Here is a 17,671-nt window from a genome sequence, read left to right on the forward strand (position 1 = left end):
GTGAAGCTGGCTTGCTACATGTCGTTCATTTGTTAGCCAGATGACAAATAGGCGATGTGTGGTACGTTCAACAAGCTCCGACAGAGGAATTTGATAAATGCCGCAACTGCCTTCCCTGCCAGAAGGCGCTCATCTTCGAGACCTCTTGGCACGCTTCCCCAAAAACATTGAACCCTTGATGACCTTTGTGAACTCTGTCCTTCGGTCGGAAGGAGAGCTGAGCATCGGGGAACGGGAGCTCATCGCAGCTTTCGTTTCGGGACTTAACTCCTGCAGGTTCTGCTATGGCTCGCACGTGATCCATGCGGAAACCTTCGGAATCAAGCCTGGCCTCATTGAACAGTTGCTGGACGATATTAGTGCGTCAGATGTTTCAGAGAAAATGAAACCCCTGTTGAAGTATGTAGAGAAGCTGAACACTCTGCCCAACAAACTGGTTCAGGCTGATGTGGAAGCGGTACTTGAACAAGGCTGGTCAGAGGAAGCTCTATTCGAGGCCATTGAGGTCACAGGCCTCTTCAACATGATGAACCGCATAGTCGAAGGCGGCGGTGTCACCTTTGACTATGACAACAGTGCTCAGGGACATGTCTTGCAAAATGCAGACCCTGAAGTCGCGAAAAACTCGTATCTGACATTCTTAGGAATGATCAAGGAGCAAGCTTCTGGTTAGCCAACAGTCTGGGGTTCCGGTCAAAACCCATACGTTTCTGTCACGGGCGAAAACGACCGTTTTTGACACTCGGGCCGGAGCGACGCAGACGCTTGAATTGTGGTAGGGCTGCCGGTTCAGTCACAGAAGCCAAGTCGGCGCAGACAAACTTGCCGTGCGATGATAACTTCAATGGATGACACAAGAAGACGTTTCCAAGCTTGGCGGCTGCATGTGCGGCGCGGTCAGGTATGAGGTTTCCGCCGAACCATATTATGTGGCCGTTTGCTCCTGCACCTTCTGTCAACGGCTCACTGGCTCCGACTACAATGTCGAGAGCATGTTTCGGGAGCATCAATTTCGCCTGACCGAAGGCCAAACCAAGAAGTACACCTACATATCCGATGGCAGCGGACAACAAGTTCACATTCATTTCTGCGGAGACTGTGGCACCTCGATGTTTCTGAGGCCAGACAGGTTTCCAGATTGCGTGGGCGTCTTCTCGGGCTCATTCGATGACCCGAACTGGTTTCGCCGCGATCCCGAAACGGTTGGGTATTTTTTCACCTCCGAAGCCCCGCGCGGGATGCTCATTCCAGCAGGGTTTAATGCCTATTCAGGCCATGCAAAGGCGCTTGATGGGTCGATGAACGAAGCCACACGTCATGCGGAGACATTCATGGTGGGACGGCCAGAACGCTGAGGCGTTTCGGGGCGCGCGGTTCGTACCACCGTTGTCATTGGGGGTTGGTATGCCGGATACATTTCTTGGAGGCTGCAAATGCGGGTTGGTCCGATACTCAGGCATGCGTGCGGACGCACCGATGTTTCGCTGCCATTGCCGTGATTGCCAACAACTCACAGGCTCGGGTCACTCAGAAATGGTGCCATTGATCCGGGAAAGCTTTGAGATCAGTGACGCCTGCAAAACGTATGAAATGACCGGAGGATCGGGTAGATCGACGTATAGCGGATTTTGCCCAAACTGCGGGTCGCAACTAACCCGGCGCAGCGAAAGAATGGAAGACCGGATATATGTGCATGCGGGATCACTGGATGACCCGTCGAAATATGCTCCGGAAAAATCGATCTACTCTGACGCGGCACAATGCTGGGACGGTACAGTTGTCGAAAGCGATTGATCCTGGCTCGCTTATGATTTCGTTCCTGTGCGCACCAGAATCCCTCTAGAAGCCGACAAGTTCAGCGACGGTTCCATCGGGCAAGCGGAAGTGCACCCAATGGCGACCGTCTTCCGACTGGATGTCGGTAATCTGTTCAACGCCAATCCGAGTCAACCGCTCCCAGGTTGTTTTGAAATCCGGAACGGAGAATCCGACGACGGGGCCAGTTGTAAAGAAGCTGTGGAAATCGTTGCCGTGGCTGTAAGCCTCCAAACGCGTCCCGTCTGACAGAAAATACCCGACCTGATCCGAGGATGAATCTGTTGGAACCATTTCGAGACCCTCTTCAAAAATCTCGCGTAAGGAGTCCAGATCAGTCGAACGAAATCCGACGAAACCGACTTTTTCAACGGGCATCGCTCCCTCCAAAAAATGCAACTCAAAACCTACATCAATCACTTTTCTAGGACGAGGTATTCCACGGTCAGATCACATAAGCTGCCATTGGCGCAAGTGCAGCGAATTGGCACTTTAGTCCGCATCTTACCAGTTCGGTGTATGCGCGGCGAAAGACCGGATCAGAATACGTTCTTTAAGCCGGGTCTGAACGTCTGCTCCCGCCATTTTTGCGTGATTTGCTCGCGCTTGCAGAGAACGGCTGGTTTCCGCCCTTGGCGCCGGAATCTTCCATTTATCCCGGGTATTCCGATGGGTTTCCGCGTGGCGCTGTGGTTTTAATAATGTGTTATTTTCAGCGCTATAGGCGCTTTAAAAATGTACTTCTCAAAGAGATTCTCTTGCCTTCTCTTTGAAATTATATGATTTAGGGCGTCATGAACGCTGGAAGATCGCAAAATCTGAAGAAAGTTCTCGACTCGGTGCCCGCGGGATATCTCGTCGATGCCAACTGGCTCACCGCCCATGGCATAGCCTACGAAACCTTTCGCGACTATGTAAAACGGGGCTGGCTCGAACGCGTTCACCGCGGCGTTTTCCGCCGACCTGTTCCCAATCCGCACGCATCAAACACCGTTGACTGGAAGGCCTGCCTGATCTCGATGCAACACATCATGGGCTATGACGTTCATGTCGGCGGCAAAACCGCTCTCTCACAACAGGGTTATGACCACTACCTGCGTTTGGGCAACAACGCCCCCGTCTGGATCTATGGCTACAAAATACCCAACTGGCTCATTAAGCTGCCACTCAACGCACGTATCGAAACGCGAAACACATCGCTGTTCGCTGACCAGGCACTTGGCCTTACAAATGACGATACAAAATCGGAAAACTCCCTCCCGTGGGATTGGCAACTGCGCATGTCGGTCCCCGAACGGGCGGTCATGGAAGCGATGGATGAATTGCCAGACCATGAGAGTTTTCACAACCTCGACATGGTGTTCGAGGGCTTGACGACGCTACGACCTAAGTTGCTCTCGGCACTTTTGCTGAGCTGCAAGAAAATAAAGGTCAGGCGCCTCTTCTTCGTTTTTGCGGATCGTCACAATCACCCCTGGCGCAAACGACTTGATGCTGACGCCTTCAACCTCGGGACGGGGGATCGAGCATTGGTCAAAGGTGGCCGGGTACATCCGCGATATCGCATCATGGTACCCGAAGAGTTCGTCACGACAGGGGCAGAAAATGGCGCGTAGGAATTATGAATCCCAGGTCGCCCTTCTCGTGCGTGTATTGCCTTACGTCGCGCAGGAAGAGATATTCGCGCTCAAGGGCGGGACAGCAATCAACCTATTCTATCGCGATCTACCGCGACTCTCGGTTGATATCGACCTGACATATCTGCCGATCAAAGAGCGTGAACAGAGCCTCGCCGAGATCAACGAAGCCATGGATCGTATCGCTAAGTCGATCGAAAAGGGCATCAACGGGGCCAAGGCTCAGAGAATAAAAGGAGGTGGAGGCGGCGCCACCCGCGTGCTTGCGCGTCTGGAAAGTGCAGAAGTCAAAATCGAGACCTCCCCAGTCACGCGCGGCGTTGTTCACGATCCCGAAACCCGGGCGGTCTCCGACGCCGTAGCAGACGCGTTTGGCTATGCAGAAATGCAGATCGTCTCATTCGAAGATTTGTTCGGCGGTAAGCTTCACGCAGCCGTGGATCGCCAGCATCCACGCGATCTTTATGACGTAAAACTTCTCTACGAACATGAAGGACTGACGGATGATCTGTTCCGGACTTTCCTGATCTACATTGCCTGTTCGGCACGTCCGGCACACGAATTGCTGAATCCCAACCTGATTGCCCTCGATCAACCTTATGTGCGTGAGTTCGAGGGCATGACCAAGTCGCCCGTCGGCCTGGATGACCTGCTGGCGACGCGCAACCAACTGATTGCGGATATCCAGTCTCGCTTCGACAAACCCACCAGACAATTTTTGCTCAGCCTGCAGGATGGCGCGCCGGATTTCGCCGCAATAGATCGACCGCAGGCCGCCAATCTTCCCGCCGTGCGTTGGAAGCTTCTCAATCTGGAGCGCCTGATCCGGGACAACCCAAAAAAGCACGTCGAGCAAAGGGAAGAACTCGAGAAACTCCTAGTTCGCCTCTTCGACTGATTGAAATTCAGAGTCCGACCAATTGAAAGCGCGGGCACATTTCCGCGCCGCTCACCCGCCCTTCGTGCCGTATTTCAGCCCCCTACCCGTCCCGATCTAGCTTTAACCAATAGCGAGTGTACCGGAGTTCACCTGTTCGGGTCAGAGCGCCCTTCTCGACCAGGTCCTGCAGATCCCGCGTCGCCGTGGCGCGCGATGTTCCCGTGATCGAGATATAGTTCTCAGCACTTAATCCGCCTTTGAACCCTTCCGGTCCAGCTTTGAACAAACGTGCGATTACTTTGCTTTGCCGGGCGTTGAACTGATCACGATACCGGTCATAGAAATGCGTCTTAGCAATGAAGAAACCAACCCGATCAAGAGTCACCCGCTGCGCTGTAAGAACGGTCTCGGCAAACCAGATAAGCCAAGGTGTAACGTCTAGCGTCTTTTGATGACGTTCGAGTTGGTCGTAGTATGCCTTCCGCTCTCGCTCGATCGTGAAAGCAAGTGCAATCAGACTTGGCTGACCAATGTTTTGTGCCAGGGACTTTTCAGCCAGCGCCCTACCCAACCGGCCATTGCCGTCCTCAAAGGGGTGAATGCTCTCGAAATACAGATGGCTCAAACCGGCCCGGATCAGCGCGCGCAAAGGTTCTGGACCATCTGGTGCGGTGCGGTTGAACCAGGTTACGAACTGGTCCATTTCAGCTGGAATCTGATGAGAAGGTGGCGCTTCGAAATGCACCGTTGGGCGGTCGAGCCTGCCTGAGACGATTTGCATTGCATCCTCATGGCTCCGGTATGATCCAATCGTTTCCAGATGCCTGTCATGGGACAGAAGCATGTCATGCCACCGAAACAGGGTGTCATGTGACAGTGGCTCCGAATAGTTGGAATAAACGTCCACCATCATTTCTGAAACGCCTTGCTCGCGCGGTTTGGATGGATAGCTGTCGGGAGCCAGTCCAAGATGGCGACGCAAGGAAGATTGCACGCTGAGCCTATCTAGCATCTCACCTTCGATCGCACTGGTCTTCATTGCCTCTTCGCTTAGCAGGTCGATACGCAATTGATCTCGATCCGATGTGTTCACATGATGAACCGCTCCAAGAACTTCCCCTGAGGACAACAGGAACTGTTGCTCGTATGGTTCGAGGCTCGAGGCATCGTAACGAAAAGTCGGCCAATCAGGGTTCTGCCAGTTCCATATCATGAGGTATAAGATTCCAGTCTATAACTCATTATTTATTACTTTTTGACCCATAGGGGTCAATCCTATAGCTCACCTCTTTCCGAACCGTTCAATCTAAACATTGATTTGAAAGATAAGCTGACGACAGAAAATCTCTTCCTGTTTCATAAAACCTACGACGCATTGGAGGTCCGCGTCAGCATTGCGCTTGGAGATAGCTCTCCCTTTTCAATCTTGGCCAGTAATGAAATCAGGTAAGCCCCTGGAGACTGTATGTTCTCAGTACGTTGGAAGATGTATCCGAGAACGATAAAGCGAATAGCGGGGCCAAACGTTAATTTCATTGCATACCAGGTTTTGCCAAGTCGTAGATACTCGGCGATATCATCCATAAGCCGATCACAGTGGTGCTGATCTTTCGCAAAGCGTAGTTCTGCGCATAGCCGTGGAAAACTGCGCTCCATTTGGTCTGGAGAAACCTGAATCTGAGAGAATTTTTCTTTTTTAACTTCCGGATTCAAAGAGTCCTCTTTGTGCCCCTCAATTTCACTGTCACTGGCCCTCAAATTTTCTGTATCAGTCTGTGTTATCTCGGAGATTTCCACAGAGATTTCTGCCAGCAGCTCGCTGAGTATATTTGCATCTGGTTTGCGACGCAGAGCATTGCGTACGGTGGTCATCAAATCAGAGATCGCGGTGTCATTTGCTACGAGGTCCCTAAGGCGCGCCAGAGCGGCGGAAACCTTGTCGCGGAGTACAGTGAACTCCAGAACTCGATCAGCATGCCTCTGGGCTTCCTGGATGAACTCAGCGTGCCGTTCAGACAAAGGCATCAAGGAGAGCCCAGTTGCGGTGACCACCCTGCCCTGTCGATCCCGGCGCGCCCATCGCTTGCCGTTTGCGCTCATTACGCGGCGGATAAGTCCAAGCTCAACCAGCGTTGAGATATGACGCTCAACTGTCTGCACGCTGACATGAGTTCGCTTGGCGATCGCCGCGTTGGAAGCGAAGCAGATGTGATGATCATCTTGGTCCGGAGCAATCTGATCACCGCCCACAAAGGAAATCATCGTTCTCAGGACATTGAGAGTTGTGGATTTTAACCCAAGAGGTTCTCTGGCCTCTTCAACGGCGCGAAGAAGTATCCATTTTTTGGGCGTACTACTCCCCTGCCCTGTCGTTACTGACAAGGTTGCTCCATTTGGAGCCAATGCTGTTAGTGTTTTCATGAAATTTTGTCAGCAGACAAAGAAAACCTGTTCACCCAGAGGCGTTTTTTATTGTGTCGTGATTCGCGGGCTGTTAGGGTTTAGGTGTTAAATCTATAACCACTAGTTGGTTTTTAGCCCTCGGAGCCTCAGGTTTCGGGGGTTTCTTTTTTGCTTTCCTCCTCTTTGCTCGTTGCCTCATGTAGAGTTAACATCTGTTAACTCGCTTACTCCTCGGCGCTTTCTTTGAAACGCTCGTAGGATTCTTGAATGATTTGTCCAAGGTTGTCCGAAAGCCAACTTGTGTAGGCTTCATTGTCCCCTGCCCTTTTGATCGTCATGTTCACCGCAGAATCGCTGGTCTTGATAACAACGTCGGGCGCCGGCCGGACTTCCTGTGCTTCTTTCTTAGGGGTCAAGCTACCCAAGAGCCCGTTTAACCGATCATCCGAATTAGCTATATTGAGCGTCTCCAAAAGCTTCTTGGCCTTGTCCGCTGTTATCACCTCTTTTCGCAACGCATCGGCGAGTGCTGTCCATTTGGGCCGTCCGGATTTCGGTGCTGGACCAATCATATCCCCGAGATCGTCCGGAATATCGTTTGTGACTCGCTCCAACTGTGACAGCGTGTTCTTGGAAATTGCTAGCGCTGTGATCGCTTCCGAGCGGTCATATCCCTGGTTTAGAATTTCGCGTGCGAACCGGGCTCTCTCGTAGTAACTGAGGTCAACCCGAGAAGAGTTCTCCAGACCTTTTGCCTGAAGCGCTTCCTTATCATCAAGGGTCCTTACCAGCGCGCGAACCGGCTGGTTTAGATACTGACAAGCTAAGATGCGACGGCGACCGTAGATAACCTCGAAGTGACCGTCGACTTCCTCGGAAGGACGTAACAGGACGGGAACCTGTTGGCCTCCTGCGTCCTTGATGCTTTCAGCAAGTTCCAGAACAGCTAAATCGATGTTCGCCTCGGCACCAGAGTTAACAGGTGTTAACTCGATTCCAAGCCTATCTTTTGGGCCCCAGGGTAAAATGAGTGAGGTATCGATGTCTTGGATACCTCCGGCTCCAACACGGACCGATGCAATTGTACCGCGTGGAAGTGCCGCATTAGCGCGTTCCGTTTTTGTAGGTGGAATTGGCGGGTTTCCGGCTGCCGCTGCAATCGCTGCAGCCATGCTGGTTTTGTTTTGTTTAAGTGCCATTTCAACGGCCCCACGCAGTTTGAATCATGTTTGAAACTTCGTGCCCAACGGCATCCATGCTTGATCGGGCGCGGTCATAGGTCGACCGCGTCATTTCTGATCGAACGACTTCGTACATTGTCATTTTCAACATCGCAGCATCAGCAATGGCCGTGCTTCGTAGCGCAGTTGCACCGATCACTCGATCCTGAAACAACGCCCGCATCAGGCTGACAATTTGCTGAGACGGGGTATCTGAGGGGTCGTCCCGTGTTATGAGAAACCGGAAATTGTCATGGACGATCGGAATCCCGGAGTTTTCAAACTCTTCAAGGTACGCCGAAGTCATTTCAAGAAACTGCTGTGTGGAAGCTACGTCCAACATGCTCGGTGTTAGCGGCACAATGACAGACGTTGCCGCGAACAATCCCGCCAGCGTCAGGAAGCCCAAAGAAGGCGGGCTATCGATAATGATCACATCGTAGTCTGCCTCTACCGTCTCGATTGCATTAGCGAGTCGATTATAAAAGGGGACACCTTTTCGGGCGTAGACAGCGGTTTCTGTTTCAAACTCTGACAGGATCAACTGAGCGGGGGAAAGATCCAAGCCAGGGAAGTAGGTGGCCCGAATACACTCGGACATTGGGACCGGATCTTCGTAGCGCAAAGCATCATAGATTGAGTTTCCCTCAAACTCGATCTCAGGCTGAATTCCGCAGAATCCAGTTAGGCTACCTTGTGGGTCAAGGTCGATGGCAAGAACGCGATAACCTTGAAGCGCAAGATAATGACACAGATGAATGGCAGAGGTGGACTTGGCACTGCCACCCTTGAAGTTCATTAGTTGAATGACCTGAAGCCGGTCGCTATCGCGACGGCCGGGGAGGTATTTCCCGGGTTTTCTGGAGCTGCCTTCAAGAATCTGGCGCATCGTTTTTATTTCGGCTCCGGAGTAAAAACGTCTGCCGTTTTTGTTGACTTCCGGTTCTGGAAGAGAGCCTTCAGCATGACCTTTTCGCAAGTATTGACCGGTTGTGCCAAAAAGGTCGGCTACCTCTGTCGCACTGAAGAGACGAAGGGTCTTTGACAACTCAGGAGAATAGGCCTGAGTTAAGTGGGTCGTCAGTGCAACTTGTAGACGATCAGAGATTTCACGTGTAACGTGAGACTGCGTCGCCGCAGCAATGGGTGTGGTCTGTAGCATAGTTGCAGTTTTCCTGCTCATTTTTGTATGGTTGCGCAACTTGCGTACATTTAGGCACTCGTATTCCGATTCATGTCAAGAGAAAAATCAATAACTTGTGGGTCGCTGCGAGGCCTGCACAAGCGCTCTGAAGTTAACAGCTGTTAACTCACGTATTCGCTGAGCGCTTAAGAAGCGGTTGGAGGTTGCATAGTGCCGATAAGAATTCAGATTCCCAGCCGGTGTTTTTAAAGGATGCTTGACCTCAGGTGCATTGTTGCTTCTTTGAGTTCAGCAAAGCGTTCACATCTTATCTAATCTTCAGAAAAGAAATTACTCGAATGCAATGCTTCACGCCGCCCCAATACTGAACGCGCGGATTTTCCTGACAAACGTCGACTAATTTTGACGGGATAGGGCAGGGCGGGTGGGGTTCGAATTACAGGATCTTTGCGCCAATAAGATACGGATGTGGTTCTGTTATCGTTGGGCTTGGTCTTTGAGGTATTATTCTGCGACAGTACAAAAATCTGATGCTGCAGATCAGTTGAACCGATGCTTCTTCCACTTGTTTATGGCGTTCGCTCGGACTTCGGCGATGCCGTTGTCGTCATGGTGTTTCTGTTCTTGTGCCATGAAGCGGTGCGGTGACAATCGTGTGGCGGTTTGGAAAGGGGGCCATCCGAGGCCACTGAGTCAGAAACTCAGAACGCAGTCCATGAATTGAGGCGTGTTATCTGATAAATCGCAACCGGGTTGAGACGCTGTTTCAAGACACCTTCGTCCGTCCTTGGAGGCGTGGTGGAACTAAACTCTTCTTCTCGATCAAAAGAAACCAGTTAGCTGAAGTACTTCTCAGAAATGAGACCAGATCGACTAAACTGCTTGGGCTATGTCCTCAATCGTTGAACCGACAGCCTCATTGGCATATATTGCCATAGAGGAGTCTTATGCCATGGTAACACGCAATGTCGTACTTACAGAATCGCAGGATCAACTGGTGCAGAAGCTGGTTGCGTCCGGTCGATATCAGAACGCCAGTGAAGCGTTGCGTGCCGGCCTTCGGCTTTTGGAGCGGGAAGAAGCGGGCCTAGTGTCTCTCATACAAGGCCTGCAAGAGGGCGTGGCACAGGCTCAGGCTGGAGATCTGGCAGAAGGCAGCGGTCCGGATGCGATCCGCCGTGCCTTTGCAAGGGCACGAACCGAAGCGTGACCAGACCCTTTCGACTGACACGCCGCGCTGAAGCCAGCCTGGTGGAAATTGCCCGATGGACCATCGACAAGTTTGGATCGCATCAAGCCGATCTTTATGAACAAGAACTAATAGCGCGCTGTCAGGCCATCACAGAGGGCAGGGTGGCCAGCCGCAGTTGTTCTATATTGGTCGAAGAGGCGGCGGATCTCAGATATGTGCGCGCAGGAGAGCATTTCCTGATTTATCTGGATCAGCCGGACGCGGTGATCATTGTTGATATCCTGCATTCCCGTTGCGATCTGCCGCGACATGTTTCCGCGCTGGCCACGTTAACAGATGCGACAGGAAACAAGACATAGGCACAGCAGCCGGAGTTTCCCTCAAGCGGGGATTATTAAATAGTCAGTAACTACTCACCCCAGTAGATCAGTCGCCGGGTTATCCGCGATGTCCACATCGTCGTAATATTTCTGCGCCTGCGCCATGGAGCGATGCAAGGATAGGCGCATGGCGGCCTGGATCGGGGCGCCGTCCAGCGCGGCCTGGGTCAGAAAGCCCGAGCGCAACCCGTGGGGCGAGGCAAACCCCTCGGGCAGTCCCGCCAGTTTCAGGCGGTGCTTGACGATCTGGTATATCGCATCGGCGGAAAGGCGGCGTTTCAGCACACGATCCGCTTTTGAGACTGGTCTGAACAGTGGCCCGTTCTTAATCTGTCCAACTTCGATCCAATGGACCAGCGCTTGGGCTGCGCGGCCTTTCAACACCAGCCGCGGCGTTTCACCTTTGGTTGTCGTCTTGGTCTCCAGCAGTGAAATCCAAACCAGGCTTTTCTCGTCGAACTCCTTCAGCGAGACGTCTTCAAACATCAACCCGGTGATCTCCGAGCGCCGTCTACCACCAGAAGCCCAACCCAGCATCAAGATGGCGCGGTCGCGGCAATCCCGCCGGGACCCCCGACAGGTGGACAGCAGTTGCTCCAGCACATCTCGTGTAATCGGGTGCTGCGATTTTGGGGCAGGGGGCCGGGCTGCAGCCCGGCGCGCCTTGGCACGGGCCTGCTTCACCTGCGGCGCACCGAAAGGGCTGGTCAGGTTCTTCATTCGATGAAACGCCAGCCAGGAGGCGATGCGCCGGTCCAGCGTCGAAGGGGCAGGGCAGGCGAGGGACTTGCGCAGCCCCTGAGCAATCAGCGCTTCTGCGGTTTCGCGCGCGACATCCGTTTCTGGTGCATCATTCAGATTTCGTGCGTGATCGAGAATGAAGGCGAGCGCAGTGGCCTCAGATTCCGGCCAGTCCAGCGTTGCTGCGAACCGCGCGGACTTCCAGGCGGTGATGTAGAGCAAATCCCGTTCATATGCCCGCAGCGTGTTTTCCGGTGTGCCGCGCACATAAAGATCAGTGAGCGCCTCCTGATCTGTGTCCGAGAGGGCAGTGGCGGCGGCGGGGAGGTATGGGGCAGGGGGCTTCATTGTCGATTTCCCCTAACCTGTAGACTTCTCTTACTTGTTTTCACCATGTTTCATGGTTGGCCTTATGCTAAGTTGTTCCTTTAAGTGTAGACGCGGACCAGAATTGTGCCGGTATTTGTTTACAAAATTGCAGGTTACAGTGCTGCATCTACTTAAGTTTTCTGCCGGAGCGGGGCAGGGGTCTACGGGTTTTGGACCAAGCCATCGCGAGTCCGGGGATTAAGGAAAACCGATAGAGGGCGTCATGGCCCCCATTTTGCATCAGTTTCGGGGCAAAATCAATTAAACCTGATAAGCGCTACTTATCATTAATAATAAGAAAAATTGAGAATACTGAAAGTGATGAGCAAAAATGCCAATTTATGCTCATGTAACAAAAAGAGAGCCAGCAGCATTGAAAAAGTAGGGGACGTCCATTCCATCAGGGTTCGGTTCTGTTGCTGTCACTGGGGAGTGGAAAAGCTTTGGGGATTATGCCGCTCTAAGTAGCCCTAGAGAAAGCCTTCCATCCAAGACGGCAGCCCTGAAAACCGCAACACGGTGCGCGCCTCTTGGGGACCATCTCATGCGTTGTTTCTTTCCCATGCGCACATTGGCGATTTCATTTACGAGGCCTTCTGCCCTTGACGTTGAGACCGCTTTCCCTTGCTGACGTCTTCGCCCGTAGTTCGCGATGGCTGACAGGTTGTGGCTCAAGTATGTTCTCAGATCCATTGCGGGTGAGGCGACCGAGAGCGCCGCATCGTTTGACTGACCATGGGTGTGTTCGCGCACACGCATCGCGAAGCGGAACAAGACATCAAGCGTATCGCGTGCTCGGTCTGTCTGGCCATGCCATATGCGCCAGCGAAGTGTCCCAACAAGGGCAGCAATCTCTGCACTACTTTCGGTTCCGATGTGTGATGTCAGCGTTTGAAATGTTGTCTCCACATGTCGGATGCGCGCCGATATATGCCACCAATCTAGTATGTGACGAACATCGGCACCGGTTGCATTTCTGACCAAGCGAGGCAGCGCGGGATCCCCATCAGAAAGAACAGTGACTGGAACGCCATCCTCCCAACCAGCGGCTTTCAGGCTGGACCGCAGGTGTTCAATCGGGTGATCGGCACCCATCTGGCTCAATCCAAACCGCCGTTTTTCAGCTGTTTCGCTTTCAATCGACCCCACAATAACTTCGAAATTTCGCCTTTGATATTCGAGGCGTGAACGAACATATGCGCTGTCCAGAAAGACCGTCACCTCGGTAGGTTTTGCTTGAATGGCCGTATCCGTGGGTTTCTCGCAACAGCGATCTTCCAGGGCCTTGGCAACCGACGCAAGCCGGTTTCGGATCGTTGCGTGGTTCTGGGTGGCGCAACGTGTGAGCTCGTTCAACAGTCGCGCGGCTTCCCGAAAACTATGCCAGGCACCCAGCTCGGCTTGAAGCCTCCTAAATTCGGGTGTGGCATTGTCTTTCAATATCCGCGTGAGCGGAGAATACGCTGCCTTGAACGCAGGAAAGCCCGGAAAGCCGCACATACACATCCGGCCCCGAGGCGCTTCGACAGTCACACGACCGAAATGAGTATCGACACGTCGCTTACGACGATCATGCACAGGCAAATACGAATCGCAGTGACGGCATACCCGCGCGACTTCGCTGATTTCTTCCACTTGATCCTGGAGAACAGCACGCTGGGCTTCTTTCAAGATCGATTTGCCTTCAGCGAGGCTGATACCAAGGCCGTCTTCCGACGGATCGATAGAACACCGCTCAATGACGCCAATATCATGGGACCGGCACTCGCCCCACCCAAACTCCGTTTCAATCCTGATCCGAACTTTCACACCAAATCCTCCTGTAACAAAGCCAACAGGATAGACCGAGATCAATTTAGGTCCCCAAAGCTTTTCCACTCCCCAGTGACAAAATGGCTCAGGCGGGTATATTACCTTGCCAGTTGAGCAAACTGCTGAAATGCAAAGAGTTCGGGTCTGAATTGACCTTTCCAACGCATCGCCGACATTGGGTCATTGCGCAGCATAGAGCGAAGTGGGCTCTCTCGTTGTATTCGCCGCGCATTGACCAGAGTCTGCTTCACCAGAATTCTGCTTAAAGGGGCAATTAGCACTCTGCCACACTCGACCCCAAACAGGTTGGCCTTCTAAAATATGCGGCCATTGACGTTCAAATCAATACGCGTGATGAATCAGCAATCCTTGGCTACTACTAACTGAGTATCGAAGTTCCTGCATGCTTCCGAAAACTTTGCAGGTGGGTAGTCATCTGTTACGAACATGTCGATTTCAGGCAATCCAGCTATCTTGATCGGCGCTTTTCGTTCGAATTTTGAGATGTCTGCGACTAGGAAAACCTTGTCGCTTCGCCCTATGATTGTTTGGCTTACGCCTACTTCACGGGTATCAAAATCCAATATATCGCCCTCCGGGTGGAGAGCGGAGCATCCTACAATTGCGAAGTCAAAGCGAAATCTTGAAATCGTTTCTCGCGCAACTGCACCCACAAGACCTCCATCAGACTTTCGTAAGTCACCACCAGTCACCACAACATCAACGCTTGAGTCATGAGACAGCTTGTTTGCGATATTGAGATTGTTAGTCACAACTAGCAACCCAGTATGCCGTCGCAACTCTGTGGCTACCGCTTCAGTGGTTGTTCCAATGTTCAAGAATAATGAACAATCGTTCGGAATGTGTTTCACACATTCTCTAGCGATATCAACCTTGGAAGGCTGGTTCAGCTCCTGCCGTTCCATATACCCAATGTTCATTGTGGTCGATGGGAGTATGGCACCTCCGTGCACGCGTTCGAGTTGGCCCGAGTCTGCCAGTTCTGTCAGGTCTTTTCTAATAGTTTGCGGCGTTACGCCAAAGTACTCAACCAACCGGTCAACGGTAACTCTGCCTTCACGCCTAGCGATCTCGATTATTTCAGGCTTTCGCAATGTCTGAACCATTATGCCTCCCTATTCTTCGTCGAACATAGTTTGTTTGCTTCGTTTCGCAAATATCAGCGTTCGTTTTAGCTTCGAATCGGCGATAAAGGGGTTCACAGTTGCCTTCGGATAGATGTTGGTCAAAAAAATTACTTATTTTTCCGGTAGTTGGCATAAAAGGAAAGAAAACGAAAAGAAAATCCTTCCATTTGCGTGCGTTTTCTGGTCAAAAGTATTGGCGGTCTGGAGAGCCGCACTGGGAGGATTACCATGCAAACAGACTATGACCTGTTGGTCATCGGCGGAGGTATTAACGGATGCGGGATTGCTCGCGACGCCGCTGGCCGAGGGCTAAAGGTTTGCCTCGTGGAAATGAACGACCTCGGCGGCGCGACTTCGGCGTCTTCGACCAAACTATTCCATGGCGGACTCCGCTATCTTGAGTACTTCGAATTTCGGCTGGTGCGCGAGGCTCTGATCGAAAGAGAAGTATTGCTAAAGGCGATGCCACATATTTCATGGCCAATGCGGTTTGTCCTTCCATATCACGGGGATATGCGGTTCGACTCTACGACTCCAACGTCTAAGTTGCTCAGCACAGTATTACCGTGGATGAAGGGCCGTCGCCCAGCTTGGCTTATCCGCTTGGGCTTGTTTCTGTACGACAATCTCGGTGGACGCGAAATCCTACCGGGCACGGTCAGCCTAGACCTGAGTTCGGCACCCGAAGGGTCTCCACTCAACGACAAGTTCAAAAAAGCATTTGAATACTCCGATTGTTGGGTTGAAGACTCGCGTCTTGTTGTGCTCAATGCGCGTGACGCCGAAAACAGAGGTGCGGATATCCTCACGCGGGAGAAAGTCGTATCAACGGATGTTTCCAATGGCCGTTGGAAGGTCACCCTTAAGAACTCAAACACTGGCAGTAAAACTTTGCGCACTGCAAAGATGGTAGTGAATGCTGCGGGGCCTTGGGTTGGAGACGTCCTTCGCGGCACATTAAAGAGCAACAGTTCGGCGGGCGTTCGTTTGGTGCGCGGCAGTCACATCGTGACAAAGAAGCTATTTGACCACGACAAGTGCTACTTTTTTCAAGGTACCGATGGTCGGATTATTTTCGCCATCCCCTACGAAACAGATTTTACGCTTATCGGAACAACGGATGTCGAACACACCGATCCGTCTGAGAAGCCTGAATGCACTGATGAAGAACGCGATTATTTGATACAATTCATCAACCAGTACATTTCTAAACCGATCACGACAGAAGATGTCGTCTGGAACTACTCAGGAGTTCGCCCTCTCTATGATGACGGTGCAGACAGCGCGACCGCGGCGACAAGAGACTATGTACTAAAGGTCGATAAGTCCCGTGGCGCTCCTGCACTGAACGTTTTCGGCGGCAAAATCACGACATACCGCTGCCTCGCCGAAAGCGCGATGGAAGAAATCGAAAGGGAGCTTGCTTTTGAAGGCGAGCCTTGGACAGCGGGTGTATCGATGCCTGGTGGCGACTTCCCGGTCGATGGGGTGCAAACTTTAGTCAAAGAACTTCGCGACCAGTTAGATTTCATCGACCAACGCTGGGCACTTCGGTTGGTACGAGCGTATGGCACCGATGCAAAGAAAATATTGAGCGATGCCAAAGTGTATGAGGACCTTGGGCGGGACTTTGGCGCTTCGTTGACCGAAGCCGAGGTCGTATGGCTCATGGACAAAGAATTCGCGCAACGCGCAGCGGATGTCGTTTGGCGCAGAAGTAAACTCGGGCTTCGAATGACGTCCGAGCAAATCAAAGAACTCGATAAATGGATGACCGCGCGCGCATTAGCGGCGCCCACGGCAGCTGCAGAATAGGGGAGGGGTTTTAGCAAATGTCGCTCGAACTGAAAGGCGTTTCCAAGGTCGTGAACGGCCAAACGCACATATACGAAACTGATCTTACTCTAGAAAAAGGCACCATGAACGTTTTGTTGGGGCCCACTTTGTCTGGCAAAACATCACTAATGCGCCTTATGGCGGGGCTCGATAAACCTGCCACTGGAAGAATTTTCTGGGAAGGCGAGGACGTTACCGACATGAAGGTTCAAGACCGGCATGTCGCGATGGTCTATCAACAGTTCATCAATTATCCTTCGATGACTGTTTACGACAATATCGCTTCACCACTCAAACTGATGGGCAAGAACAAAGGTGAGATTGATCGAGCAGTTCAAAAGTCTGCAGAGCTAATGCAGCTTACTCCAATGCTTGACCGCAAACCACTTGAGCTTTCAGGGGGCCAGCAACAAAGATGTGCATTGGCCAGAGCTCTGGTCAAAGATGCGGGCCTTGTGTTGTTGGATGAACCTCTCGCGAACCTTGACTACAAACTTCGCGAAGAACTGCGCGTTGAGATTCCCAAAATATTTGAAGAATCTGGGGCTATCTTTGTGTATGCCACCACCGAGCCAGAAGAAGCACTTTTGTTGGGTGGCAATACCGCGGCGCTTTGGGAAGGTCGCGTAACTCAATTTGGTCTGACACCGACTGTTTACAGGCAGCCTGTCGACGCAACTACTGCGCGAGTGTTCAGCGATCCACCTATGAATTTCCTAAACGTCAGCAAAACCGGACAGCGTATCATGTTCGGTGATGGACAATCTGCGCCAGCAGTGGGTCCGATGGCAGAATTGTCGGATGGTCGCTACATCGCGGGTTTCCGTCCCAACCACGTTGAAATCCTGTCGCACACGGCAAGTGCCATGACCTTTGAGACGCGGCTTATGGTGACCGAACTTACCGGCTCTGAGACCTTTGTGCATCTGGATCATCACGGCGAAAAATGGGTCGGGCTGGTGCATGGCGTGCACGACCTAGAAATTGGCGCACCACTCACGGTCTATCTGGACCCAAGCCATGTTTATATCTTCAGCGAAAACGGCGATCTGGTTTCTCCCGCATCGTACGCGCTGGCCGCTTAAGGAGGGGGA

General features: G+C 52.3%; 17 protein-coding genes. 9 read left to right on the top strand and 8 right to left on the bottom strand.

Annotated features, from left to right (window positions below; translation table 11 throughout):
- The first annotated feature begins 97 nt into the window (after positions 1–97).
- The 3 genes from ACRZ96_RS10845 (at position 98) to ACRZ96_RS10855 (ending at position 1,794) form a co-directional block, all read left to right on the top strand.
- Positions 98–673 carry a carboxymuconolactone decarboxylase family protein gene (locus tag ACRZ96_RS10845; protein WP_480814523.1) on the top strand — a complete coding sequence of 192 codons (576 nt, stop codon included), beginning with the start codon at positions 98–100 and terminating at the stop codon, positions 671–673.
- Positions 674–848: 175 nt separating this feature from the next.
- Positions 849–1,355 carry a GFA family protein gene (locus ACRZ96_RS10850; protein ID WP_475220212.1) on the top strand — a complete coding sequence of 169 codons (507 nt, stop codon included), beginning with the start codon at positions 849–851 and terminating at the stop codon, positions 1,353–1,355.
- A 49-nt stretch (positions 1,356–1,404) separates the two neighbouring features.
- A complete protein-coding gene (locus ACRZ96_RS10855) occupies positions 1,405–1,794 on the top strand; it encodes a GFA family protein (protein WP_480814524.1) in 390 nt (129 codons plus the stop codon).
- A 45-nt stretch (positions 1,795–1,839) separates the two neighbouring features.
- Here the strand turns inward: ACRZ96_RS10855 and ACRZ96_RS10860 are convergent, their stop codons facing one another.
- On the bottom strand, positions 1,840–2,193 hold the full coding sequence (locus ACRZ96_RS10860; protein WP_475220210.1) for a VOC family protein: 354 nt from the start codon (positions 2,191–2,193) through the stop codon (positions 1,840–1,842).
- Positions 2,194–2,609: 416 nt separating this feature from the next.
- On the opposite strand from ACRZ96_RS10860, the gene ACRZ96_RS10865 reads away from it, so the two are divergent.
- A complete protein-coding gene (locus ACRZ96_RS10865) occupies positions 2,610–3,431 on the top strand; it encodes a type IV toxin-antitoxin system AbiEi family antitoxin domain-containing protein (protein ID WP_480814525.1) in 822 nt (273 codons plus the stop codon).
- A complete protein-coding gene (locus tag ACRZ96_RS10870) occupies positions 3,421–4,350 on the top strand; it encodes a nucleotidyl transferase AbiEii/AbiGii toxin family protein (RefSeq protein ID WP_480814526.1) in 930 nt (309 codons plus the stop codon). Before ACRZ96_RS10865 ends, ACRZ96_RS10870 begins: the two co-directional genes overlap by 11 nt.
- Before the next feature lie 82 nt (positions 4,351–4,432).
- Here ACRZ96_RS10870 and ACRZ96_RS10875 read toward each other — a convergent pair whose 3' ends face one another.
- The 4 genes from ACRZ96_RS10875 to repA all read right to left on the bottom strand — a co-directional run bounded on the left by ACRZ96_RS10875 (position 4,433) and on the right by repA (position 9,138).
- Entirely contained in the window at positions 4,433–5,545 is a 1,113-nt protein-coding gene (locus ACRZ96_RS10875) for a DUF4172 domain-containing protein (protein WP_480814527.1), read from the bottom strand.
- Between the two features lie 152 nt (positions 5,546–5,697).
- Positions 5,698–6,753, bottom strand: a complete 1,056-nt coding sequence (locus ACRZ96_RS10880) for a helix-turn-helix domain-containing protein (protein WP_480814528.1) — start codon at positions 6,751–6,753, stop codon at positions 5,698–5,700.
- 206 nt (positions 6,754–6,959) lie between these two features.
- Entirely contained in the window at positions 6,960–7,934 is a 975-nt protein-coding gene (locus ACRZ96_RS10885) for a ParB/RepB/Spo0J family partition protein (protein ID WP_480814529.1), read from the bottom strand.
- A gap of 1 nt (position 7,935) precedes the next feature.
- A complete protein-coding gene (gene repA / locus ACRZ96_RS10890; protein ID WP_008759056.1) occupies positions 7,936–9,138 on the bottom strand; it encodes a plasmid partitioning protein RepA in 1,203 nt (400 codons plus the stop codon).
- 913 nt (positions 9,139–10,051) lie between these two features.
- Between repA and ACRZ96_RS10895 the strand changes: the two genes are divergently transcribed.
- Together ACRZ96_RS10895 and ACRZ96_RS10900 are read left to right on the top strand one after the other, a co-directional pair.
- Positions 10,052–10,309 carry a type II toxin-antitoxin system ParD family antitoxin gene (locus tag ACRZ96_RS10895; RefSeq protein ID WP_480814530.1) on the top strand — a complete coding sequence of 86 codons (258 nt, stop codon included), beginning with the start codon at positions 10,052–10,054 and terminating at the stop codon, positions 10,307–10,309.
- A complete protein-coding gene (locus ACRZ96_RS10900) occupies positions 10,306–10,650 on the top strand; it encodes a type II toxin-antitoxin system RelE/ParE family toxin (protein WP_480814531.1) in 345 nt (114 codons plus the stop codon). The genes ACRZ96_RS10895 and ACRZ96_RS10900 overlap by 4 nt, the downstream gene beginning before the upstream one ends.
- A gap of 54 nt (positions 10,651–10,704) precedes the next feature.
- Here ACRZ96_RS10900 and ACRZ96_RS10905 read toward each other — a convergent pair whose 3' ends face one another.
- The 3 genes from ACRZ96_RS10905 to ACRZ96_RS10915 form a co-directional block, all read right to left on the bottom strand.
- Positions 10,705–11,760, bottom strand: coding sequence for a tyrosine-type recombinase/integrase (locus ACRZ96_RS10905; protein WP_480814532.1), 1,056 nt, complete (start codon positions 11,758–11,760; stop codon positions 10,705–10,707).
- 471 nt (positions 11,761–12,231) lie between these two features.
- Entirely contained in the window at positions 12,232–13,590 is a 1,359-nt protein-coding gene (locus ACRZ96_RS10910) for an ISKra4 family transposase (protein WP_480814533.1), read from the bottom strand.
- A 362-nt stretch (positions 13,591–13,952) separates the two neighbouring features.
- Positions 13,953–14,720: a DeoR/GlpR family DNA-binding transcription regulator gene (locus tag ACRZ96_RS10915; RefSeq protein WP_480814534.1), complete on the bottom strand. Its 768-nt coding sequence runs from the start codon at positions 14,718–14,720 to the stop codon at positions 13,953–13,955.
- 249 nt (positions 14,721–14,969) lie between these two features.
- Here ACRZ96_RS10915 and glpD point away from each other — a divergent pair, with 249 nt between their 5' ends.
- Positions 14,970–16,556, top strand: a complete 1,587-nt coding sequence (glpD, locus tag ACRZ96_RS10920; protein WP_480814535.1) for a glycerol-3-phosphate dehydrogenase — start codon at positions 14,970–14,972, stop codon at positions 16,554–16,556.
- A 17-nt stretch (positions 16,557–16,573) separates the two neighbouring features.
- On the top strand, positions 16,574–17,662 hold the full coding sequence (locus tag ACRZ96_RS10925) for an ABC transporter ATP-binding protein (protein WP_480814536.1): 1,089 nt from the start codon (positions 16,574–16,576) through the stop codon (positions 17,660–17,662).
- The last annotated feature ends 9 nt before the right edge of the window (positions 17,663–17,671 follow it).

It is taken from the genome of Ruegeria sp. CF1 (assembly GCF_056537445.1).